Source organism: Halobacillus sp. A1 (assembly GCF_024189295.1).
In the GTDB taxonomy this organism is placed as follows: domain Bacteria; phylum Bacillota; class Bacilli; order Bacillales; family Halobacillaceae; genus Halobacillus_A.
This window is the reverse complement of the sequence record NZ_JAIZEN010000003.1, coordinates 242,362-265,937: the sequence shown is the minus strand read 5'-3', so window position 1 is coordinate 265,937 and position 23,576 is coordinate 242,362. Positions and strand designations below refer to the sequence as shown.

The 23,576-nt window shown below is 41.7% G+C and carries 20 protein-coding genes and 1 pseudogene; 20 read left to right on the top strand and 1 reads right to left on the bottom strand.

Going from position 1 to position 23,576, the window contains the following annotated elements:
• The first annotated feature begins 5 nt into the window (after positions 1 to 5).
• From LF817_RS05685 to LF817_RS20375, 3 genes and pseudogenes are all read left to right on the top strand, one after another.
• The gene (locus LF817_RS05685) at positions 6 to 551 is read left to right on the top strand and encodes an RNA polymerase sigma factor (protein WP_253934818.1); all 546 of its coding nucleotides are present in this window, start codon (positions 6 to 8) and stop codon (positions 549 to 551) included.
• Positions 548 to 1,453: a zf-HC2 domain-containing protein gene (locus LF817_RS05680; RefSeq protein ID WP_253934805.1), complete on the top strand. Its 906-nt coding sequence runs from the start codon at positions 548 to 550 to the stop codon at positions 1,451 to 1,453. The genes LF817_RS05685 and LF817_RS05680 overlap by 4 nt, the downstream gene beginning before the upstream one ends.
• A gap of 345 nt (positions 1,454 to 1,798) precedes the next feature.
• Positions 1,799 to 2,006, top strand: a pseudogene (locus LF817_RS20375) (hypothetical protein); the annotation flags it as partial.
• A gap of 290 nt (positions 2,007 to 2,296) precedes the next feature.
• Here the strand turns inward: LF817_RS20375 and LF817_RS05675 are convergent.
• Positions 2,297 to 2,914, bottom strand: a complete 618-nt coding sequence (locus LF817_RS05675) for a cyclase family protein (protein ID WP_253934804.1) — start codon at positions 2,912 to 2,914, stop codon at positions 2,297 to 2,299.
• 164 nt (positions 2,915 to 3,078) lie between these two features.
• Between LF817_RS05675 and LF817_RS05670 the strand changes: the two genes are divergently transcribed.
• The 17 genes from LF817_RS05670 (at position 3,079) to LF817_RS05590 (ending at position 23,399) form a co-directional block, all read left to right on the top strand.
• A complete protein-coding gene (locus tag LF817_RS05670) occupies positions 3,079 to 3,294 on the top strand; it encodes a hypothetical protein (RefSeq protein ID WP_253934803.1) in 216 nt (71 codons plus the stop codon).
• A 79-nt stretch (positions 3,295 to 3,373) separates the two neighbouring features.
• Complete coding sequence (locus tag LF817_RS05665; protein ID WP_253934802.1) at positions 3,374 to 4,438, top strand: AI-2E family transporter; 1,065 nt, start codon at positions 3,374 to 3,376, stop codon at positions 4,436 to 4,438.
• Positions 4,439 to 4,505: 67 nt separating this feature from the next.
• The gene (locus tag LF817_RS05660) at positions 4,506 to 5,573 is read left to right on the top strand and encodes an ABC transporter ATP-binding protein (protein ID WP_253934801.1); all 1,068 of its coding nucleotides are present in this window, start codon (positions 4,506 to 4,508) and stop codon (positions 5,571 to 5,573) included.
• Positions 5,570 to 7,096: an ABC transporter permease/substrate-binding protein gene (locus LF817_RS05655; protein ID WP_253934800.1), complete on the top strand. Its 1,527-nt coding sequence runs from the start codon at positions 5,570 to 5,572 to the stop codon at positions 7,094 to 7,096. The genes LF817_RS05660 and LF817_RS05655 overlap by 4 nt, the downstream gene beginning before the upstream one ends.
• Before the next feature lie 12 nt (positions 7,097 to 7,108).
• Positions 7,109 to 7,519, top strand: a complete 411-nt coding sequence (locus tag LF817_RS05650; RefSeq protein WP_253934799.1) for a CoA-binding protein — start codon at positions 7,109 to 7,111, stop codon at positions 7,517 to 7,519.
• Between the two features lie 192 nt (positions 7,520 to 7,711).
• Complete coding sequence (parE, locus tag LF817_RS05645) at positions 7,712 to 9,664, top strand: DNA topoisomerase IV subunit B (protein WP_253934798.1); 1,953 nt, start codon at positions 7,712 to 7,714, stop codon at positions 9,662 to 9,664.
• 15 nt (positions 9,665 to 9,679) lie between these two features.
• Positions 9,680 to 12,130 (top strand): DNA topoisomerase IV subunit A, encoded by a 2,451-nt coding sequence (gene parC / locus LF817_RS05640; RefSeq protein ID WP_253934797.1) that lies wholly within the window; start codon positions 9,680 to 9,682, stop codon positions 12,128 to 12,130.
• 204 nt (positions 12,131 to 12,334) lie between these two features.
• A complete protein-coding gene (locus LF817_RS05635) occupies positions 12,335 to 12,964 on the top strand; it encodes a TetR/AcrR family transcriptional regulator (protein WP_253934796.1) in 630 nt (209 codons plus the stop codon).
• 65 nt (positions 12,965 to 13,029) lie between these two features.
• The gene (locus LF817_RS05630) at positions 13,030 to 14,172 is read left to right on the top strand and encodes an acyl-CoA dehydrogenase (protein WP_253934795.1); all 1,143 of its coding nucleotides are present in this window, start codon (positions 13,030 to 13,032) and stop codon (positions 14,170 to 14,172) included.
• A 26-nt stretch (positions 14,173 to 14,198) separates the two neighbouring features.
• Entirely contained in the window at positions 14,199 to 15,839 is a 1,641-nt protein-coding gene (locus LF817_RS05625) for an AMP-binding protein (RefSeq protein ID WP_253934794.1), read from the top strand.
• 14 nt (positions 15,840 to 15,853) lie between these two features.
• Positions 15,854 to 17,209, top strand: coding sequence for an acetyl-CoA carboxylase biotin carboxylase subunit (locus tag LF817_RS05620; protein ID WP_253934793.1), 1,356 nt, complete (start codon positions 15,854 to 15,856; stop codon positions 17,207 to 17,209).
• A 14-nt stretch (positions 17,210 to 17,223) separates the two neighbouring features.
• Positions 17,224 to 17,436: an acetyl-CoA carboxylase biotin carboxyl carrier protein subunit gene (locus LF817_RS05615; RefSeq protein WP_253934792.1), complete on the top strand. Its 213-nt coding sequence runs from the start codon at positions 17,224 to 17,226 to the stop codon at positions 17,434 to 17,436.
• A gap of 12 nt (positions 17,437 to 17,448) precedes the next feature.
• Complete coding sequence (locus LF817_RS05610; protein ID WP_253934791.1) at positions 17,449 to 18,369, top strand: hydroxymethylglutaryl-CoA lyase; 921 nt, start codon at positions 17,449 to 17,451, stop codon at positions 18,367 to 18,369.
• Entirely contained in the window at positions 18,369 to 19,142 is a 774-nt protein-coding gene (locus LF817_RS05605) for an enoyl-CoA hydratase-related protein (RefSeq protein ID WP_253934790.1), read from the top strand. The genes LF817_RS05610 and LF817_RS05605 overlap by 1 nt, the downstream gene beginning before the upstream one ends.
• Positions 19,143 to 19,177: 35 nt before the next feature.
• Positions 19,178 to 20,680: an acyl-CoA carboxylase subunit beta gene (locus tag LF817_RS05600; RefSeq protein WP_253934817.1), complete on the top strand. Its 1,503-nt coding sequence runs from the start codon at positions 19,178 to 19,180 to the stop codon at positions 20,678 to 20,680.
• A gap of 741 nt (positions 20,681 to 21,421) precedes the next feature.
• A complete protein-coding gene (locus LF817_RS05595; RefSeq protein WP_253934789.1) occupies positions 21,422 to 22,282 on the top strand; it encodes an alpha/beta hydrolase in 861 nt (286 codons plus the stop codon).
• A 139-nt stretch (positions 22,283 to 22,421) separates the two neighbouring features.
• On the top strand, positions 22,422 to 23,399 hold the full coding sequence (locus LF817_RS05590) for a glycerophosphodiester phosphodiesterase family protein (protein ID WP_253934788.1): 978 nt from the start codon (positions 22,422 to 22,424) through the stop codon (positions 23,397 to 23,399).
• Positions 23,400 to 23,576 lie beyond the last annotated feature (177 nt).

Sequence of the window (23,576 nt, the reverse complement as noted above, 5' to 3'; positions counted from 1 at the left end):
TTTCAATGGCTTTTCCTATTAGATCATCTGAACCCGGCGGCTCATTTGTACGCATTCACTGGCTCTATTTCCCGCATTCAACGGCTCAAAACTCCGCACTAGTGGCTCATTCTGTCCGCAATACTCATTTATCTGGCGATAAGCATATCTCTGAAGATATCACTTCTGAAACTTTTATGAAGGCATTAACATCGCTAGACAGTTTCAGAGGGAATAGTGATGTCCGTGTTTGGTTATGCCAAATTGCCAAAAACAATTATTACTCTTATTTGCGTAAGAAAAAAAGCAGTGTAGATTTTGAGTCGGTTCCAGAACCAGCGAGTGGAGAGAATATAGAACAAGAAATAGCAACTTCAGAAGCGTCTATGAAGGTACATGAAATTATCCAGAATTTAAAAGAGCCATACAAAAAGGTCTTTACGCTTCGTGTATTTGGAGAATTGTCATTTAAGCAAATTGGCAAGTTGTTTGCAAAAAGTGATAACTGGGCTTGTGTTACTTATCACCGTGCTAGAGAAATGATTAAAGCGCGATTGGGGGATTATCGATGAAAATCACCTGTAATATGATTAGGGATATACTGCCGTTATATGTCGAGAATATGGCAAGTCAAGATACTAGAGATATAGTTGAAGAACATATAGTTTCTTGTGAAAACTGCAAAAAACGACTTGAAGAAATGAGGACTTTTGAAGAACAGCCAGTAGATACCGATATAGCTCCCTTAAGAAACATACAAAATACATTGCGAAGGAAAAAGCTGCAAACGATTATTCTTTCAGTCATGGTAACATTGGTTTTTGCAGTGGTTACAATGGCTTATCTGACAACGCCAGAATACATCTCTTATAATGAAAATGCGGTTTCAATTATTGAAAAGGATGACGGAACAGTACTTTTGAATTTTAGTGAAGAAGTCTCTGGATTTAATGTAAATCAATATCCTGCAGCAGACAATTCAGGTTATGTCTATGATATAACAACATGGGAAACGATTTGGCACCAGAAAATAAGCAAAAACAACCTGGAAAATACGATCTTAAACCCGAATGGGGAAACGGTCGCTTCAATCTACTATTACAATACCGATGGAAGTGAAAATACTTTAATTTATGGGGATCCAATAACGAATGGTTCTGTCATGACGTTACCTCGGCTAGTTTTAAGCTACTATGTGTTGTTTGCTATAGGATTTTCACTTATTTGTGGAATTGGATTGGTCATATTCCGTAAGAACGAGAAAATAAGAAATGGACTAGAAAAAATTATTCTATTGCCTATCTCCTACCTGTTGGCTCACTTACTTATAAAAGGTCTTCACTCTGCCACTTACCTTGCTGGACGAGACTTTTATGCAATATTACTAGTCACAATTCCTTTATATTTTGCGTTGTTAGCTGGAAGGAACATATTAAAAAAATTATTATTTAAGAAGTCGAAAAGCACTTCTTAATAGTTGCTGCTTTTGTTGGTTTATAATTGACTCACCAATCAGCGATTCTAGTTCTATATTACTTGATACCGAAGGGTCCCTGATGGATTCAGATTTCTAAAACATGGCCAAAAAATATCCTTTGAATGGGTTGAACCTCCAGATTCTACTGATCAGAGTCCATCTTCAACAAAAGGGAGCGTTTGTGGAAGAGCCAGTTGCAGAAAATGATCAATCTTTTTTTAAAACGGCTTCTTTTAATTTTACGTAAACTGTGGGTTTGTGAGGTATTTTTGATCAAACTTTATTTTAAAGCTCCATTAGGTCCTTCATTCTTTGTATTTTCTTCTACCCACTGGCACTGGTATGCTAGTATCACGATTTTCACTTTTGGGGAAATACTTGTTGCTCCCAAACGCCGTTGAAGTCGGTTTATAAAAGCCTTAAAGATACCTGGAACAAAGAAGGGTTCTTCTACGACGAAGAAAAAGAAGGCAGTTCTCAAAAAACTGTAAATGAACGTCGTTTAACGGCGCTTAAACTAGCAATTGAATCTTTGGAAAAACGTCTAATTAAATTTTTTTCTGGAATTTCATGTGGTTTAGATTTGGTGCGGTGGTTGAAGAACCGCTTTTTATATCTCGAAATCGAGTCTTACACAATTGGGGGCTTAAATTGAAAAAGTCCAATATAAAAAAAGAACTATTACTTCACAACTTAAGTTGTGAATTTCAACTATAAAATCTTCACGCTAAAAAAATGCCTGACAAATTCACAAAAAATTTGTCAGGCATTTCCTGCTGCATTTTAAGTTGGAGATAGGAAAAAACGAGCTAAGCTCTAAGTGTGTCTTCTTTTTAGAAATTATTGATCTTTATCAAACAGAACGACTCGGGCAGGTGATGCATCAGTACCGATTAATTTCATCGGAGCTGCAATCATCTGGTACGGTTTAGCGCCAACATCTTTCAAGCGTAAGCCCTCTATGACAATAATATCTGCAGCGAACAAAGCCTTGTGTGTCGGATGCTCAGGTTGGCTGCGCTCGATACCTAAAGAGTCTATACCTACACCGCGAATCTTCTTCTCCGCTAAATAACGTGCACCATCTTCTTTTAAATAGATGAATTCAAAATTGAAGTCATCTTCGAATGAATTTTTCGTTTTCAACAGTAGAAAATCATTTTCTTCTATCGTTAAACTCTCTAAGTCAGCTTTAGTGATTCCGTCTTCTACATGAGTAAGGTCCAATACTTTCGCTTCACCAATCAACTTGTTCATCGAAATCGATTCAAACGTGTCTCCATCATTCACCATATGTAACGGTGCATCGATATGCGTCCCCGTGTGGGCATCAATTTCTAAGCGAGATTCAGTGACATGGCCGTTCGTATTCCTTTTAAAATTCGGTTGTTTTTCAGGCTTGTTTTTATAAACAGGCATTCCTTCATAAACAGGCTGGGTAATATCAATCATTTTCATAATAAAACTCCTTTCATGAGCATGTTTTATTCGTCACTACTATTCTTACATGCTTTATCTTTCGTAGCAAACGATAGGTGAGCAACGGGTCTCTTTTCTCATGTGAAAAAGAGGATTTTATCACGTTTTGTCGAAAGATTTATATAGACAGGGGTGTGATCGTTATGCAGCAAATCAACTTATTTGAAATAGGCGCAGAAAATGAGGACCCTTTATACATCGAATTGAAGGGTTTGAATCATGAAGGAGAGCGCAAAAATATTTCGGTTTTTAATGTTCATTTTAACCAGTTCGGCCTCTATGAAATTGAAAGTGATGATATTCATGTATGCTTTCATTCTATCAATGAATGCTACAGTTACTTACGTAAGTATGTATAAAAAATTTTAGTTTGTATGGTTAGTACAGCTGGTAATGAGGTATACACTCCTTATAAACTTTAGTGACGGAGGTATACATATGTGGTATCAACATCCCTTTTTCAAATATATGACAGGGTTGATTCTTTTTTTAATCGCTATCTTTTTTCTGGATTTGTTACACTTTTTTTCGCCTATCCAAACGATAATAAGTACATTATTTTTTCCGATTCTGATAGCCGGATTCTTATATTATATATTGAATCCTGTGGTACGATGGATTTCTAAAATCAAGTATATACCTGTTTCTGTAAGTATATTGCTTGTTTACACGGCAATTGCTGGTGTAATTTATTCTGCTTACATACTTCTCGCGAATACGATAGAGAAACAAGTATCAGGATTATCCAATGATTTGCCTGAAGAATTAAAAAAGAAGGCAAAAGAAACGGAACAAATGATTGAAGAAAATGATAGAGGGATGTTAGGAGATGTAAGGCAGAGAGTGACAAGCTTTTTCAGCGATCTCGCTCAGACCGCTGGTGATAATGCGGCGGAAATCTTTTCTACGATAACAGGTGCAGTTACTGTACTTATCGTTGTACCCTTTGTGCTTTTTTATTTTTTAAAGGATGACCATCGATTAATACCTTTTCTGCTAAGATTCATACCTGGTAACCACCAGCAGGAAGGGAAAAAACTATTGAAAAATATCGATCAGACACTTGGTGCCTATATAATCGGACAGTTAACAGTAGCTGTTACTGATGGAGTATTGATGTACATCGGTTATTTGATTATTGGGTTAGATTATGCCCTTGTTTTAGGGATTTTCGTAGCTATAACGGCTGTTGTGCCGTTTTTTGGACCGATAATCGGGGTTCTGCCAGCTATTGTCGTCAGTCTTACTCAGGAGCCTACAATGGTGGTTTATGTTCTTATCCTGCTCGTCATCGTACAACAGCTGGAAGGGAATATCGTAGCCCCTGTCGTATTGGGTGACCGGCTGGATCTTCATCCATTGACAATCATTTTACTTTTGATTGTAGCCGCTGCCCTTTATGGGTTTATAGGTATGCTGATCGCAATCCCTTTATATGCCGTAATTAAAGTTACGATAAGTAATTTATATCAATTTTTCAGACTGAGAAAGATCCGAGAGTAGAAATGTTTCGAATAAAAGATACTTGGGGAATATATCGTTTATATTTGTGTTTAAGGAGAGAAATAGCATGATCACTTTTAAGGACGTTACGAAAACGTATCCTGATGGAACGTCAGCTCTAAAATCAATTAATTTAGACGTTAAAGACGGTGAGTTACTGACACTCATCGGGCCAAGCGGATGTGGGAAAACCACAACGATGAAAATGATTAATCGATTAATAGAACCTACTGAGGGCGAGGTTCTTATACATAATAAAAATATAAAGGAGTACAACATTCATGAGTTAAGATGGAATATTGGTTATGTATTGCAGGAAATCGCTTTGTTTCCACACATGACGATCGAAGAAAATATATCCATCGTTCCAGAAATGAAGAAATGGAAGAAAAAAGACCTTTCCGTTCGTATTGATGAATTGATGGACATGGTAGGCCTCGATTCAGTGAAGCACCGTAAGAGGAAGCCGAGTGAACTTTCAGGAGGTCAGCAGCAGCGTGTCGGTGTTCTTCGCGCTTTGGCAGCCGACCCCGATATTATTTTAATGGATGAACCATTCAGTGCGCTCGATCCCATTAGCCGCGAACAATTACAAAAAGACATATTATCTCTGCATAAAGAAATAAAAAAGACGATCGTATTTGTGACTCATGACATTGATGAAGCTCTCGCAATGGGGGACCGCGTCTGTATTATGCGGGAGGGGACTATAGTACAAGTTGATAAACCTCAAAATCTTATCTTAAATCCTGCCGACAAGTTCGTAGAAGATTTTATCGGCGAACGGAAATCGGCATGGGAGACAGCCGTAGACGTTATGATTGATCAGTCGAAACAACAGCTCTTCACTATGAAAGAATATGAGGGCGGATTAGTACCGAATAACGGCACATGTGTGATTATCCATGAAGATTCGACATTAGCTTTTGGATTGGATAGTGGAGAGAAGGCAGATATGCCCTTGCTTGAGCATGGGCAAACGCTGAGGAATGCTATGGACACTTTTGAGAAAGTGGACTACCCTTTACTTCCGGTAGCGAGACAAGGAAAGGTGATCGGCACTCTCTCTTATAAGGATATGGTGATGCACCTTAAGAAGCATAGTAAGCCAGCGAACGGAGTGGGGCATACGTGAACGGGTTAATAGAAGTTTTTCAGCAGAGGCAAGATATTTTTCTTGATAAAATTTGGGAGCACTTGCAAATATCCATCATCGCTCTAGTTATAGCTACCTTGATTTCTGTCCCATTAGGACTGCTATTAACGAGAAATAAAAAGCTGGCTGAGCCTATTATAGGCGTGACGGCAGTTTTACAGACGATTCCAAGTTTGGCGGTTCTGGCCTTTTTGATTCCGTTTTTCGGAATCGGACAGACCCCGGCCATCATCGCTTTAACAGCGTACGGTCTTTTACCAATCTTAAGGAATACGTATACAGGCATAAAAGAAGTGAATCCCGCTCTTAAAGAAGCGGCGACGGGGATGGGAATGAATTCGTTTAGAAGATTATCCAGAGTTGAATTACCTCTCGCCATGCCAGTAATTATGGCTGGAATTCGCACCTCGATGGTACTTATCGTCGGAACTACAACGATCGCTGCGTTAATCGGAGCTGGAGGGTTAGGCGACCTCATTCTTCTCGGTCTCGACCGGGGCGGAGATACCAGCCTTATTCTTTTAGGAGCGATTCCAGCAGCCATATTGGCCATTGTACTTGACTTGATCCTGCGATTGTTTGAGCGTACATCCGCAAAATCCGGCTTCCGCTCGCTTGTTACTTTACTTGTTATAGCAGCGCTTGTAGCTGTCGGACCGCTGGCTTTTGGTGGGAAAGTACAAAATGACATTACTATTGGTGCTAAACAAGGTGCCGAACCTGCAATATTAATAAATATGTATAAGCTTCTCATTGAAGAGGAAACAGATTTAAGTGTAGGATTAGAAGAGAACTTAGGAAAAACAGATTTAGTGTTTAGTGCGCTGCAAGAAGGAAGTATTGATATGTATCCAGAGTTTACGGGAACAGCTATCGTATCCTTATTAGACAGTGAAGCAGAAAGTAATGATTCTGAGGAAGTATATGATCAAGCAAGAGAAGGAATGTCTGATGAGTTCGGCCTTGCGTTTTTAGAGCCGATGGAGTTTAATAATACGTACGCAGTTGCAACGACTGAAGAGACAGCGGAACAGTATGATTTAGAAACGATTGGTGACCTTCAAGAAGTCGAAGATGAAATCACAGCTGGTTTCACCCTGGAGTTCAATGACCGTCAAGACGGCTATCAGGGGATGAAAGAAATATACGGACTCGATTTAGGTCAAGTTCGGACGATGGATCCAGGGTTGAGGCAAGGAGCTATCGAGGATGGGGAAGTTGACATCATTGATGCCTACGCCACCGATGGTTATATGGTCGATTTAAATCTCACGACGCTTGAGGATCCTGAAAATCTTTTCCCTCCTTATCAAGGTGCACCTTTAATGAGAGAGGATACATTGGAGCAATACCCTGAGATTGAGGATGCCCTCAACCAGCTCGGTGGGCAGATTAACGAAGATCAAATGCGAGAAATGAACTATGAGGTCGACTTTGACGATCGAGACCCTGAAGAAGTAGCAAGAGAATTTCTTATTGAAGAAGGATTTTTAGAAGAGTAGGAGGAATGAACGATGTTTGAGAATCCTAGTCAAGAAAAAATGCGTGATGTATTACATGAGTCGAAAACCATTGCAGTGGTAGGTTTATCCGATAAACCTCATCGCACCTCATATCAAGTCAGTCAGGCGATGCAGCAAGCCGGTTATAAAATTATCCCTGTTAACCCTACCATCAAAAGTTCTCTTGGTGAGAAGTCTTATTCTTCTCTGCAGGAAATTGAAGAACCTGTAGATATCATCAATGTTTTTCGACGTTCCGCCTTTTTAACGGACATCGCTGAAGAAGCTGCACGTATAAATGCCAAAGCTTTCTGGGCCCAGCAAGGCGTATATCATGAGAAAGTGCCGGATATTTTGAATGAGAATGGTATGCTTGTGATCATGAACAACTGTATCAAGGTAGCGCACAGTATATTGCGGTGAAATGTTTATATTTTTTGAAAAATCCCTGTGGTTACAGGGGTTTTTTCTTGTGAAATTATAAAATTCATTTGCGTCTTTCATTAAAACCGCTACAATATAACAAGCGATGTTTTTATATGGCCGTTTACACTTACGAACATTTGTTCTATCATAGTGATAGGTAGAGTTGTACGGAAAGGAGCCGATGGAAAGTTGTCGAGTCAAAAACAAACGTATTCAGATGATTCCATTCAAGTATTAGAAGGGCTGGAGGCTGTTAGAAAACGGCCGGGCATGTATATAGGGTCTACGGACCAGCGGGGGCTTCACCATTTGATTTTTGAAATTGTCGATAATTCAGTGGATGAGGCATTGGCCGGGTTTGGCAGTCAATTGACTGTGACCCTCCATAAAGACGGAAGTGTTTCTGTAGCGGATGAAGCCAGAGGTATGCCTACAGGGATGCACCAGACAGGAAAACCGACACCTGAAGTTATCTTGACGGTCCTTCATGCAGGAGGTAAATTCGGCCAAGGAGGCTATAAGACGAGTGGTGGTCTGCACGGTGTTGGAGCATCAGTAGTTAACGCCCTGTCTGAATGGTTAGAGGTACACATTTGCCGAGATGGCGAGAAATTTCATCAACGCTTCGAAAATGGCGGTGTTGCTGTAACTTCCCTTCTGAATAAAGGAACAACAAGAAAAACAGGGACGACCATCCGTTTTAAACCGGATGAAACGATATTTTCAGTAACAAAATTCAATTTTGAAACGTTGTCAGAACGCCTTAGAGAGGCGGCTTTCTTATTAAAAGGCTTTAAGATCAAGCTTGTTGATGAACGTGAAGCGGTTGAAGAATCTTACCAATATAAAGATGGACTGGAATCTTTCGTCGCATATTTAAATGAAGAAAAAGATACTCTCCATCCTGTCGTATCCTTCGAAGGCAGCCATGCTGACATTGAAGTGGATTTCGCTTTTCAATTCAATGATGGATATACTGACAGCATTTTATCTTTCGTCAACAATGTGCGGACGAAAGATGGAGGGACCCATGAATCAGGAGCGAAATCCGCAATCACGCGGGTGTTCAATGAATATGCACGCAGAGCATTATTGTTGAAAGAAAAAGATAAAAACCTGGAAGGAAATGATATCCGCGAAGGGTTTACAGCGATTATTTCAGTTCGTATTCCGGAAGAATTGCTCCAATTTGAAGGTCAGACTAAAAGTAAACTTGGAACTTCGGAAGCACGTTCTTCTGTGGATGCCGTAGTTGCTGAACAGCTGTCATACTTCTTAGAAGAGAATCCTGATATTTCAACGATGCTCATTAAAAAGGCGATACGAGCTAAAGAAGCTCGCGAAGCGGCTCGAAAAGCACGTGAAGACGCGCGGTCAGGAAAAAAACGAAAGCGCAAAGACGCTTTATTAAGTGGTAAACTGACGCCTGCTCAATCAAAAAATGCTCAAAAAAATGAACTTTATTTAGTTGAGGGGGACTCTGCGGGAGGTTCTGCAAAACAGGGACGGGACCGCAAGTTCCAGGCAGTACTACCCCTTCGAGGAAAAGTCATCAATACCGAAAAAGCTAAAATTGCTGATATTTTTAAGAATGAAGAAATCTCGACTATTATCCATACGATCGGAGCTGGAGTCGGCGGAGACTTTGAACTTGAAGATTGTAATTATGATAAAGTCGTCATCATGACGGACGCCGACACGGACGGAGCTCACATACAGGTTCTGCTGCTGACTTTCTTTTATCGCTATATGCGTCCCTTAGTGGAATCTGGAAAAGTATTTATTGCTCTTCCCCCACTTTATAAAGTGTCGAAAGGGAAAGGGAAGAAAGAAAAGACCGAATATGCTTGGGATGAAGATGGCATGCAAAAGCTATTGAAAGAGTTTAAAAATGGCTATACCATTCAACGTTACAAAGGTTTAGGAGAAATGAATGCGGATCAGCTCTGGGAAACTACGATGAACCCTGAAACTAGAACCTTGATCCGTGTAACTATTGATGATCTTGCCCGCGCGGAGCGCAGAGTGACGACGTTGATGGGAGACAAAGTAGAACCTCGCCGAAAATGGATTGAATCCCACGTTGCTTTCGGTCTAGAAGACGAAGCGAACATTTTAGAAAACGAGAAAATTGAGAAGTAAAAGGGGGATCCTCTGTTGGCTGAGGCAGAAAAGTTTTTAGATTTACCATTAGAAGAAGTATTGGGCGACCGATTCGGCCGCTATAGTAAATATATAATTCAAGAACGGGCATTGCCGGATGCAAGAGATGGCTTAAAGCCTGTTCAGCGAAGAATATTATATGCGATGCACCAGGAAAAGAACACACACGATAAAGGATTTCGTAAATCAGCGAAGACTGTGGGTACAGTAATCGGTAATTATCATCCTCACGGTGATTCGTCTGTTTATGATGCCATGGTTCGTTTGAGTCAGGATTGGAAAGTGCGGAAGTCATTAGTGGAGATGCATGGGAATAACGGAAGTGTAGACGGAGATCCGCCTGCTGCGATGCGTTATACCGAAGCGAGATTGTCCAGTATCTCTTCAGAGCTTTTACGAGATATTGAAAAAGAGACGGTGGAACACATCCCGAACTTCGATGATACGATCGAAGAACCTACCGTCCTTCCAGCTAAATTTCCTAACCTGTTAGCCAATGGGTCCACCGGGATTTCTGCAGGTTACGCAACGGAAATCCCACCTCATAATTTAGGTGAAGTAATTGATGCGGTGATTATGAGGATTGATAAACCTGAAGCTTCGGTGGACGAGCTGATGACGAAGCTTAAAGGGCCTGATTTTCCAACCGGAGGAATTATTCAGGGAATTGATGGCTTAAAGAAAGCTTACGAAACCGGAAAAGGCAAGATTGTCCTTCGAGGCAAAGCAGAGATTCAGTCTGTTAGAGGCGGCCGTGAACAAATTGTAATCGATGAAATTCCTTTTGAAGTGAATAAAGCGACTTTAGTGAAGCGGATGGACGAATTACGTCTTGACCGTAAAGTAGAAGGAATATCAGAAGTTCGTGACGAAACGGATCGTACGGGAATGCGTGTCGTTATTGAACTTAAAAAAGATGCGAACAGTGAAGGTGTGCTGAACTATCTGTATAAACATACAGATTTACAGATCGCTTATAATTTCAATATGGTGGCCATCCATGAACGTACACCGAAACTGCTCAGTCTGCCGATGATGCTGGATGCTTATATTCTCCACCAGCAGGAAGTTGTTACTCGTCAGTCGATCTTTGATCTAAACAAAGCTAAAAAACGAGCGCACATCGTAGAAGGGCTGATCAAAGCCATTTCCATATTAGATGAGGTCATTGCTACGATTCGGGCTTCCAAGGATAAACAGGATGCGAAGCAGCAATTGATTGCGGCTTATGGATTTACGGAAGAACAAGCTGAAGCGATTGTTACGTTACAGCTTTATCGTTTAACGAATACGGATATAACCGAACTTCAAACGGAAGCTGAAAAACTGAGAGAGCAAATCGCCTATTTAGAATCACTTTTAGCGGATGAACGCAAATTGTTCAAAGTCATTAAAACAGATTTGAAGGCAATGAAAAAGAAATACAACGATAACCGATTAACCGATATTGAAGAAAAAGTAGAAGAGCTGAAAGTGGATCTCGAAGTGACAGTTGCCAGCGAAGATATTGTGGTATCTGTGACGAAGGATGGCTACATCAAGCGAACAAGCTTACGTTCTTACGGGGCTTCAAATGGTGCTGATTTAGCGATCAAAGATGGCGACCATCTGCTGCGGCTTCTGGAAATTAATACGACGGATACGATCCTCCTGTTTACAAACTTTGGGAAGTATTTGTATATCCCCGTCCATAAGCTTCCGGATATTCGCTGGAAAGATCTCGGCCAGCACATCGCTAATATTGTATCGATCGACAAAGGTGAATATTTAGTCGACGCTATTCCTATCAGGGAATTCAATGAAGATCAATTTTTAATCTTCTTTACGAAAAATGGGATGGTCAAGAAAAGTGAGCTTCAACTTTACCAGGCCACTCGTCATTCAAAACCGCTTGTTGCCGTCAACTTGAAAGGAAATGATGAAGTCGTGGATGTTCATGTTACAAATGGACAATGCGATATCTTCATGGCTTCCAATAAAGCCTACGGCCTCTGGTATCATGAAAGTGAAGTGAATACTGTAGGGCAGCGGGCTGCAGGTGTGAAGGCTATACAGTTGAAAGAGGGAGAAGAAGTCGTCTCAGGGCAGGTGTTTTCATCTGATAAAGACCCCTCCCTTATATTGACCACGCACCGAGCCGCTGTTAAAAGGATGAAACTTAAAGAATTCGAGCGTACCACCCGGGCTAAACGAGGCGTTATTATGCTGCGTGAATTGAAAAAAGACCCTCACAAGGTGGTTGATGTTCACGTCGTTTCCAGTCAGGATGCCGTAGTCATCAAGTCTGCTAAAGGGAAAGTGAGTACAGTAAAACCGATGGATTTCAAAGCGAATGATCGATACAGCAATGGCTCTTACATTATGGACAGCGATCAAAGCGGACAAATCATTGAAACCTGGGTGGAGCCGATGTACTCTACACCTTTTAAAAAAGAAGAATCGTAATGTGAAAGACTTTTTCTCATCGGAGGAAAAGTCTTTTTTTTTTATAATACTTGGTGCTGTTGAGTACTTACAGCTATTTAAAGCAGGAGACAGCTAATCTTTATCAGTCGTTTTTACACGAAGTTTTTTTCTAAATAATGTTAATATTGTGTTTTCATTTTATTATGGTAAGATGAATTTATATTCAGTCTGAGGGGATGGTGTATGTTAAATTTAAGAGATAAAATCATAGAACAGTCTCTAATTCTTTTTGATGAAAATGGGTTTCACGGCGTGACGGTAAAACAAATTGTCGAAGCCTCGAACACATCGAAAGGTGGATTCTATCATCATTTTCATTCTAAGGAAGAGCTTCTTTTCGTCATCCACGATGCCTTCATTACATATGTATCAAAAGAAGCGAAAGCCGCGAACGAAACCCATACTTCTCCGGTTGAAAAAATACAGGCGATCATCAGGTCTTTCGTTAAAGTTTTCGATCTTTACAAACCTCATATCTCCGTTTTTTATCAGGAGAGTATGTACTTAAAGCAAGAATATGAACAGCAGATTAAAAAGAAACGCGATGAATTCAAGCAGATGATCCTTCAAGTAATCGAAGAAGGGCAGCGGATGGGTTATTTCAGAAAAGAGCTGCCGCCGATTCTTACAGGCATGGCTATCCTTGGTATGGTCAACTGGATATACAAGTGGTATCGCCGGGACGGAGAATATTCTATAGATGAAATTGCTGATGTGTTCATCGATTTAATTTTACATTCCTTGCTGCCTTCTGTTGAGGGGGAGTATAGGAGCCAAATGCTTACCATTCCTTTTTTTTACGACAAAAAGTAAACGCTTACAAAGTTTTTTGTCCACTACAGACCAACCAGTCGGTCTTTACATGAAGGGGAGATTTTATGAATTTCGAGTTGACGAAAGAGCAGGAAATGACGAGGAAAATGGTTCGGGATTTTGCAGACGGGGTCATCCGCCCCCGCGCGATAGAAATTGACGAAAAAGCTGAGTTTCCTAAAGACATCTTTGATGAAATGGGGAAGCTGGGTCTGCTTGGTATTCCATTCCCTGAAGAATACGGCGGATCGGGAGGAGATACCGTTACTTACGCTCTCGCTGTTGAAGAAATAGGCAAGGTATGCGGATCAACAGGCTTAAGCTATGCTGCAGCGGTCTCTTTGGGAGCGAGCCCTCTTTACTATTTTGGAACGGAGGAGCAGAAGAAGCAGTTCCTCGTCCCTCTCGCTAAAGGAGAAGGTTTAGGATCTTTTGGGCTGACGGAGCCGAATGCAGGCTCAGACGCCGGAGGCACGAAGACGCGAGCTGAACTGAAAAACGGACATTACGTCATTAACGGGGAAAAATGCTGGATTACTAATGCTGAGTATGCGCGTTCGATTACAGTGACAGCCGTATCAGGGAAACGGGCAGACGGAAAAAATATCATCTCCGCGTTTATCATCCCTAAAGACACGCCGGGTATGAAGATTACGAGTCCTTATGAAAAGATGGGCGTGCGGGGATCCAATACGTCGGAGATTATTTTAGAGGATGTTGAAGTACCGGAAGATAATCTTTTAGGTGACCCTGAAAAAGGCTTCAAGCAGTTCTTATACACTCTTGATGGAGGACGCATTTCCATTGCGGCTCTTGCTGTCGGAATAGCTCAGGCTGCTTTAGATAAAGCACTCGCTTATGCTAAGGAAAGAAAACAATTCGGTCAATCCATTTCAAATTTCCAGGCGATTCAGTTTAAGTTAGCTGATATGGCGATGGAAGTGGAGCTGGCTCGTAATATGGTGATGAAAGCGGCGTGGCTGAAAGATCAAGGCAAACCTTTTGCTAAAGAAGCGGCGTTTGCTAAGTTGTATGCTTCTGAAACCTCATTCCGCTCATCGAACGAGGCCATTCAAATACATGGCGGCTATGGATATATGCGTGAATATGAGGTGGAAAGATATTTACGGGATGCTAAACTGCTTGAAATCGGAGAAGGAACGTCTGAAATTCAACGCTTGGTGATTGCTCGTCAATTGGGCTGTTAGTTCCTTAATCTAAGAGGAGGTTGTATATGAGTTTATTGAATTTGACGGTTGGTGAGTTATTAGAAAAGCAAGCTGAACAGTACCCGGAGCACGAGGCTTTTGTTTATCCTGAGCTGGGCTTGCGAAAAAACTACAAGGAATTCAATGAGCTGGCGAATGAAGCCGCTCGTGGATTTATGTCTTTAGGGATTGATAAGGAAGACCATGTGGCTATTTGGTCAGATAACAAACCTGAGTGGCTCGTCTCTCAATTTGCTACAGGGAAGATGGGCGCCGTTTTAGTCACAGTTAATACAAACTACAGAGCGCAGGAACTCGAATATTTATTACGACAGTCTGATGCTTCCACGTTAATTTTAGCAGAAGAATTCCGCGGCGTGTCTTATATAGACATTTTAAAGGAAATCTGTCCTGAGCTCGAGCATTCCCCTAAGGGAGAGCTTCACAGTGCCAGGCTTCCCCGGTTGAAAAATGTTATCGTGCTCGGTGAAAAAGAATACGCAGGCTGTTATACGTGGAACGACGTAGTTAAAGCAAGTGAATCTGTCAGTCCAGAAACCCTTAGGAAAACACAAGCGTCGCTTCACTGTGATGACGTAATCAATATGCAATATACGTCCGGTACAACCGGCTTTCCAAAAGGCGTCATGCTCAGTCATCACAATATTGTAAATAACGGCAATCAAGTGGCGGACTGTATGCGTCTTTCATCAGAAGACCGTTTATGCATTCCGGTTCCCTTTTTCCATTGTTTCGGATGTGTACTGGGAACGATGGCTGCTGTTTCTAAAGCGGCGACGATGGTCATTTTAGAACAATTTAACCCTGAACAAGTATTGCGTGCCGTTAAAGAAGAAGCGTGTACAGCACTTCACGGTGTACCGACGATGTTCATCGCCGAACTGAATGATCCTAGCTTTGAACGATATAAACCGACCACCTTACGAACGGGAATCATGGCCGGCTCGACTTGTCCTATGGAAGTGATGAAAAATGTCATGAATAAAATGGGAGCCGAGGAAATTACGATTGCTTACGGACAAACGGAATCTTCTCCTGTCATCACACAAACGAGAACAGATGACCCTATCGAATTACGTGTCAGCAGTGTCGGCCGTGCTCATCCGAATGTGGAGGTCAAAGTACTGGACCCAGCGACACAGGAAGAGAGCGAACCTGGTATACCTGGGGAGTTATGCACAAGAGGTTATCTTGTGATGAAGGGCTATTATAAAAATGAAGAAGCGACCGAGGCGGCGATTGACCCTGATGGCTGGCTCCATACAGGAGACATCGCCGTCATGGATGAAGAGGGGTACGTGGAAATCACAGGCCGTATGAAGGATATGATCATTCGTGGCGGAGAAAACGTGTACCCGAGGGAAATCGAAGAGTTTTTATATCAACATCCGAGCGTACAGGACGTACAAGTGATCGGCGTGCCCGATCAAAAATATGGTGAAGAAATCATGGCCTTCATTATTGCTAAGGAAGGCACGGTACCGTCTGAAGAAAACATTCGCACATTCTGTGAAGGGAAAATTTCCAAGCATAAAATCCCTAGATATATTCGGTTTACGGATGAATACCCCATGACAGCGAGCGGTAAAATCCAAAAATATAAATTAAAGGAAGCAGCTCTTGACTCGATTGGATCGAGAGAATAAGGAGGCCTTTTACTATGTTTTCAAAATTATTAATTGCAAACCGGGGAGAGATCGCTTCACGAATTATACGCACTTGTCAGCGCTTGAACATTCGAACGGTCGCGGTTTATTCCGAAGCAGATCAGGAGGCTCCCTTCGTTAAAGAAGCGGATGAAAGCTATTTGATAGGGAAACCGAGAGTAAACGAATCCTACTTGAAGATCGATAACATTATAAAAGCAGCGAAGGAAACGAATGCAGAAGCGATCCATCCGGGATATGGTCTGCTAAGTGAGCATGCCGGCTTTGCGAAAAGAGTGAGAGAAGAAGGTTTGACGTTTGTCGGACCTACCTCTGAATTGATTGCTATGATGGGAGATAAAATTGCTGCCCGTCAAGCGATGGAAATGGCAGGCGTTCCAGTTGTGCCCGGAACGATGGAAGCTGTGGCTGATGTTCAAGAAGCAAACAAAGTGGCAGAGGAGTTCGGTTATCCCGTCATGTTAAAGGCAGCCGCTGGAGGCGGCGGCATCGGTATGCAGGCTGTCAAAACTGCTGAAGAACTTGAAAAGGCATTTGAAGGTAATCAAAAGCGGGCTCAAACATTTTTTGGAGACGGAAAAATGTTCATAGAAAAGCAGATTATAAACCCCCGGCATATCGAAATTCAAGTGCTGGCTGATGAACATGGGAACGCTGTCCATCTGTTTGAGCGGGAGTGTTCGATTCAACGACGCCATCAAAAAGTGATTGAGGAAGCACCTTCTCCTTTTCTTTCTGAAGAAACGAGAAGAAGAATGGGGGAAAGTGCCCTTAAAGCCGTTCAAAAGCTGCGTTACACGAACGCGGGGACGATTGAATTTTTAGTCGATGATCAGGAAAACTTCTATTTCTTAGAAATGAATACAAGACTGCAAGTAGAGCATCCGGTGACGGAGGAAATCACAGGCCTCGATTTAGTCGAACAGCAGCTGCGGATCGCCTTTGGTGAAAAGCTGACCTATAAACAGGAGGATCTGCTCATCCAGGGGCATGCGATTGAAGCACGCATCTATGCAGAAGATTCCAATACGTTTTATCCGTCACCAGGTCAGTTGACGAAGCTTACACTTCCTAAAGGCGACGGCGTTCGTCATGAGGTCGCAGTAAACGCGGATTCGCAAGTCACTCCTTTTTATGATCCTATGATTGCTAAACTGGTCGTCCATGCGGATACGAGGAAGGAAGCGATTGAAAAGCTGACCAAAGCGCTGCACCAATACGAAATCGAAGGCATCAAAAGTAACTTAACGATGCTGAAACGAGTCGTCACCCATGAACAGTTCACATCTGGAGCGGCTACTACATCATTTATCGAAGACTATTACTTACCATCACTTACTAATCAATAAAAGGGGAGAAAAACATGAACGAAATTAAAGCATCGATGGCAGGCAGTGTTTGGAAAATTGTTGCAAATGAAGGGGAATCTGTAACATCCGGCCAAGATGTCGTCATCTTAGAATCTATGAAAATGGAAATACCGATTCCTGCAGAGCAAGACGGCACAGTTAAAGAGCTTAAAGTAGGAGAAGGCGATTTTGTCAATGAAGGGGACGTTATTGCGATTATTGAATAATGGAGGGGTTACATGCAAGCGTGGCCGGAATTCGTCACTGTCAAGGAAGTCGGCCCCCGGGATGGTTTACAAAACGAGTCATCCCACATACCGACGAATGTAAAAATCGAATGGATCAATTTACTGTCAGAAGCTGGTTTCTCTTCCATCGAAATCAGTTCGTTCGTCCATCCTAAGTGGATCCCACAGTTAAAAGATGCTAAGGAAGTAGCCGCAGCCATTAGGCGAAATGATCTAATTACGTATGCCGCTCTAGTCCCTAACAAAAAAGGACTTGAAGCCGCCATCGAAACGAACGTTGATGAAGTGGCCGTGTTTATGTCAGCGAGTGAATCGCACAATCAAAACAATATTAATAAATCGATAGAACAAACGTATCCCGTCCTGCGGGAAGTTGTAGAGGAAGCGAAGCATCACCAAAAACGGGTGCGTGGTTATCTTTCCACAGTGTTTGGTTGTCCGTATGAAGGCGATGTCCCTGTCCAGCAAGTGATTGACTTAGCTGCTCGGCTGCTGGACATGGGAATTGATGAGATTTCATTTGGAGATACAATCGGCGTGGCCAACCCTAAGCAAGTTGATGACATGCTTACAAATATTAAACATGAACTCGACATGGAGCGGGTCGCCATGCACTTTCATAATACCCACGGCATGGCACTGGCAAATGTGCTTGTATCATTGGAGCACGGAATTACGACTTTTGACAGCTCGCTGGGCGGTTTAGGCGGATGCCCTTACGCAAAAGGAGCTTCGGGTAATCTTGCAACCGATGATCTCGTGCATATGCTTCATCAAATGGGGATAGAGACAGGCGTACAAGAAGAAAAAATGAGAGAAGCTGCGTCTTATATCCAACAGGCATTAGGGAAACCTTTACCGAGCCATCAAATGCAAGTCATCAACAGAATGAAACAGGGGGAGTCATTGTAATGGCTTTAGTAGAAGTGACGTATGACGAGCATATTGTGATGATCACACTTACCCGCGAGGATGCAGCGAACAGCTTATCCCATAAGCTTCTCGATGAACTTTCGAGCGCTGCAGAAGAAGTGGAGCAGTCTGATGCGAGAGCGGCTATTATTACGGGAAAAGGTCCGAAAGCATTTTGTGCGGGAGCTGACCTTAAGGAACGTGCCGGAATGACGGAAGAAGAAGTCATAAATACTGTAAAAAAAATCGGCGAAACGTTACGTAAAATAGAAAACCTTTCGATTCCTACGATCGCTATGATCAATGGAGCGGCTTATGGAGGCGGATTGGAATTGGCCCTTTGCTGTGACTTGCGATTGATGACCGAAAACGCAAAAGTCGGATTGACGGAAACATCTTTAGCGATCATCCCCGGTGCAGGGGGAACGCAGCGTTTGCCCCGGCTCATCGGAATCGGACAGGCTAAAAAAATAATTTTTACTGGTCAGCCTATAACCGCGGATCAGGCTTTGCGAATCCATTTAGTCGAAGGTATCTATCCACAGGAGCACCTTTATGAGGAAACGGTTGAAGTAGCGCGGCGTATTTCCCATAACGGCCCGATCGCGTTAAAGATGGCGAAACAATCGATTCGGCAAGGAATGGAAACAGACCTGCAGACAGGTCTTGAAATGGAGCATGAGAACTATAAACAAACCATCCCTACGCGCGATCGGCTGGAGGGATTAAAAGCTTTTAAAGAAAAGCGCAAACCTGAGTATACAGGAAAGTAAAGGAGGGGAAGTCATTGAACGAAACGTTACAGGATATGTACGAAAAAATAGCTTCAGGTGGAGCGGAGAAATATCATGAAAGTAATCAACAGAAAGGAAAGATGTTCGTTCGTGAGCGTCTTCAACTGTTATTTGATGATGACTTAAGCATAGAAGATGCATTTTTCGCGAATTGCACAGATGGTTCTCTGCCCGCTGACGGTGTGGTTACTGGGATTGGTAAAATCAATGGGGAACAAGTGTGTGTGATGGCGAATGACTCGACAGTAAAAGCGGGCTCGTGGGGAGCGCGTACGGTGGAAAAAATCATAAGAATTCAAGAAACAGCGATGAAACTTCAACTTCCGATGCTTTACTTAGTTGATTCAGCCGGAGCAAGAATTACCGACCAGGTGGACATGTTCCCAAACCGGAGAGGGGCTGGGCGGATTTTTCATAATCAAATCAAGCTCTCCGGCCGAGTGCCGCAAATCTGTCTTCTGTTTGGTCCATCAGCAGCTGGCGGCGCTTATATTCCAGCATTCTGTGACATCGTCGTTATGGTAGATGGGAATGCTTCTATGTATCTCGGCTCTCCAAGAATGGCTGAGAAAGTTATCGGAGAGAAAGTAAGCCTTGAAGAAATGGGTGGTGCCAATATGCACTGTTCTGTCTCAGGCTGCGGGGATGTCTTAGCGAAAGACGAGAAGGAAGCGATTGATTATGCAAGACGCTACCTCAGTTATTTTCCTTCGAACTTTAAGCATGTGCCGAAGAGACTGGAGTCGATTGAACCTGCTTCGTTCGAGAAAAACATAGCTGACCTGATTCCCGAAAATCAGAATGCTCCTTTTGATATGTACCAGTTGATTGATCGTTTAATCGATGAAGAGACGTTCTGTGAGGTTAAAAAGAAATTTGCTCCTGAACTGATCACCGGCCTTTCAAGAATTGATGGACGCACGGTAGGGATCATAGCCAACCAGCCAAAAGCAAAAGGCGGCGTGCTTTTTCCAGACTCTGCTGATAAAGCCGCTAAGTTCATGCAGCTCTGTGATGCGTTCAATATCCCGCTGCTATTCTTAGTCGATATTCCGGGTTTCATGATTGGTACTAGAGTGGAAAGGGCAGGAATCATCCGCCACGGGGCCAAAATGCTCTCAGCTATGAGTGAAGCGACGGTACCTAAGATTTCTGTAGTGGTAAGAAAAGCATATGGTGCAGGGTTGTATGCCATGGCTGGACCTGCGTTCGAGCCGGATGCGTGCATTGCCCTGCCGACAGCACAAATTGCCGTGATGGGGCCTGAAGCGGCTGTGAACGCTGTGTATGCGAACAAAATCGCAGCATTAAACGAAGAGGATCGTCCTGCTTTTATTAAGGAGAAGCAGGAAGAATATAAAGAGAATATCGATTTATATCGTCTGGCATCGGAAATGGTGATCGATGATATCGTTCAGCCCGAGAATTTACGAGCTGATCTTGTGCAGCGATTTGAAGCTTATCAGACAAAGGATGTTACGTTCACAGAAAGAAAGCACGGCGTTTATCCTGTATGATAAGTGACCACCCTGCTTATCTCCATGCCCTTCAGAAACATAATTAATAATATACGAAACAGCAGACCAAACACCTGTGATTTGGTCTGCTGTTTTTTCGTAAATCAACAATGATTTGATAATAATATTTGGATAAGCGTACAAAGCCGTAAACTAAAGTGCCGGACACAATATAAGGCCTGAAACTATTTTTTGTTAGGAACGTATATACATTAAGAGAGGATTTTTATTAAGCACAAAATGATTTTATCGAAATAAGAGGCCTCACTCTAATTATTAGGAGAGATTTCTTTATTACATATATTGAATGTAGGGATATTAAGTTAAGCAAGTTTGACAGGAGGATTCGATGGAGTTTTTTCTTGGAGAGGAATCATTATACATAGCCATAATAATTTCACTTATATCAACTGTTTTGCTAGGATTCCAAAGACATAGATTGGCATTTTGTTCTTCGTTATTCCTGTTTTTATATGGAATTATGATATGGTTTTACTCTCAGAAAAATATTACTGGATTTGGTGCATTAAGCTATACTTATGTAAGTATAAGTGCAATTATTATAGGGCTTATATTTATGCTTATTTGCATATTTGCTATCAGGAAACAAAAGAACTCTTTTTCATTCAAATAATTTTTATTCATGCCTTACTATACCGTTGGCTTATTTAAATGAAATACTTGGAGGTGATCTAAATTAAGACACTCGTCAATATTGGTGACAAAAAACTAGAGGTAAGGATGAGAGGGTATGGAAGGACAATAATAATTCAACCAGGAATGATAAGTTCTTTAGCTGAATGGGAGGCTTTACGTGAAAAGCTTTCCAGATACGGAAGAGTAATAGTTTACAACAGAGCTGGATGCGGTCGAAGCAATAAAGGGATGACATCCAGAAATCTTAAAGAAAACGCAAAAGATCTTTATGCTCTAATTAAGAAACTTAATATCACTTCTCCTATATTATTAGGTCATTCGTATGGAGGGCTCATACTGCAGCAATTTGCTCATGATTATCCAAGCGTCGCTAGTGGGTTTATTTTAGTCGATTCAACTTCATATGAGGCATATAAATTAGATGCAGTTGAAATCGAAGGAGAGTATAGTAATAATACAGAAGCATGGATAAATAAATGTAAAACCTACTCCAGGCTTTCTAAAGAAGAGTTACATAAGGAAATGAAAGATTGGATTAATGAACTCAAAAAATTATTACCAAACAGCAGTTACAGAGAAATAGAGAATTTTATGAGTAACCCATCCATGTTCGAAACCCTAAGTGAAGAGCTAGAAAATGATCTCTTGTCCGGTAGGGATACGAATCAGAGCAAATCCTTTCCTGATACCCCTGCTTTAATCATAGGTAGAGATCCAAAGGCGTCAATTTTAGAAATGGTGGAAAGTGAAGGGTTACATAATTCAGAAGCGGAGGAAATAGAAAACATATGGCAAATGTTGATCCATAACCAAACGAAGATAAACTCTCAGGCTTCGTATTGTTTAGCCAAAGGATCTGGACATAGTGTCCATTTTGAAAAGCCTGAAGTCATAGAGAAAGCTGTACACTCCATATTAGACAGTACACAAATTGAAAAATATTGAATTCGAACCTTAAACAACGAGATAGAAACTATTAACTTCACTCTATATATTAAAGTAACGGATAATATTTCAGACGATAGATTAAATAACTATGGGGAATTATTGAACAAGCAGTAGATGTAGCATTTGGAGGAGATTTATGAAGAGGTTAATGCGAAACCTTAAAAGGTTTTTAATATTTTTGTTTGTTTTAGTTGCTTTTATGTACTTGAACAACACTTCATTATTCACGAATGAGATCAATAGGGAGCCTTTATTGATGGCTCATCGTGGAATGGCGCAGACCTTTCCTATGGAGGGAATTACGGGGGAGACATGTACCGCAGATAGAATTCACGAGCCTGAACACTCATATATAGAAAATACCATCCCTTCAATGGAAGCAGCTTTTGACGCTGGGGCAGATGTTGTCGAGTTTGATGTTCAACCAACGATAGACGGAGAGTTCGCTGTCTTTCATGATTGGACACTGGAGTGTAGAACTGATGGCGAAGGCGTAACGAGAGAACACACGATGCAGGAGCTAAAGGAATTAGATGTTGGTTATGGGTATACTGCTGATAACGGAGAAACTTATCCTTTTCGAGGTAAAGGAACAGGGTTGATACCTTCACTCGAAGAAGTGTTGAACCATTTTCCAGAGCAATCCTTTTTAATTCATATTAAAAGTGATGACCCGGTTGAAGGGGAACAATTGTCCGACTATCTGAGCAAGTTCCCAAAAAGCAGGATAAAAGAACTTTCAGTTTACGGCGGTGATCAGCCGATTGCTTCTTTAAAAGAAAGACTACCTGACCTTCGTGTCATGTCAAAAGATACGATGAAAAGTTGCCTGTTTCCTTATATAGCAGTTGGTTGGACAGGATATGTACCGTCAACGTGCGAAAACACACAATTGCACATCCCTGAAAAAATAGCTCCTTATTTATGGGGATTTCCAAACAAGTTTCTAAATAGATTAGATGGGATTAATACAAGATTGGTCCTTGTGGCTGGCGATGGTGGGTGGTCAGAAGGTTTTGATAACGAGAAAGACTTAGAACGCCTTCCCATAAACTATAAAGGAGGTATATGGACTAATCGAATTGATAATATAGCTCCTATTTTAGAAGAGTAACTAGTTGTTGAACAACGGGGCTGAATGCTTAAAAGGGATTCCCTTAAAAACCACTACTGTCTTTAATTATTTTTAGAATTACTTTTCATGAATTGGGGCTGTTCTATACCCGCGTGAGTTTAGTCACAGGGAAATGGATGGGAAGAGATCAAGAACATAGAAAATCCTAATTTACTT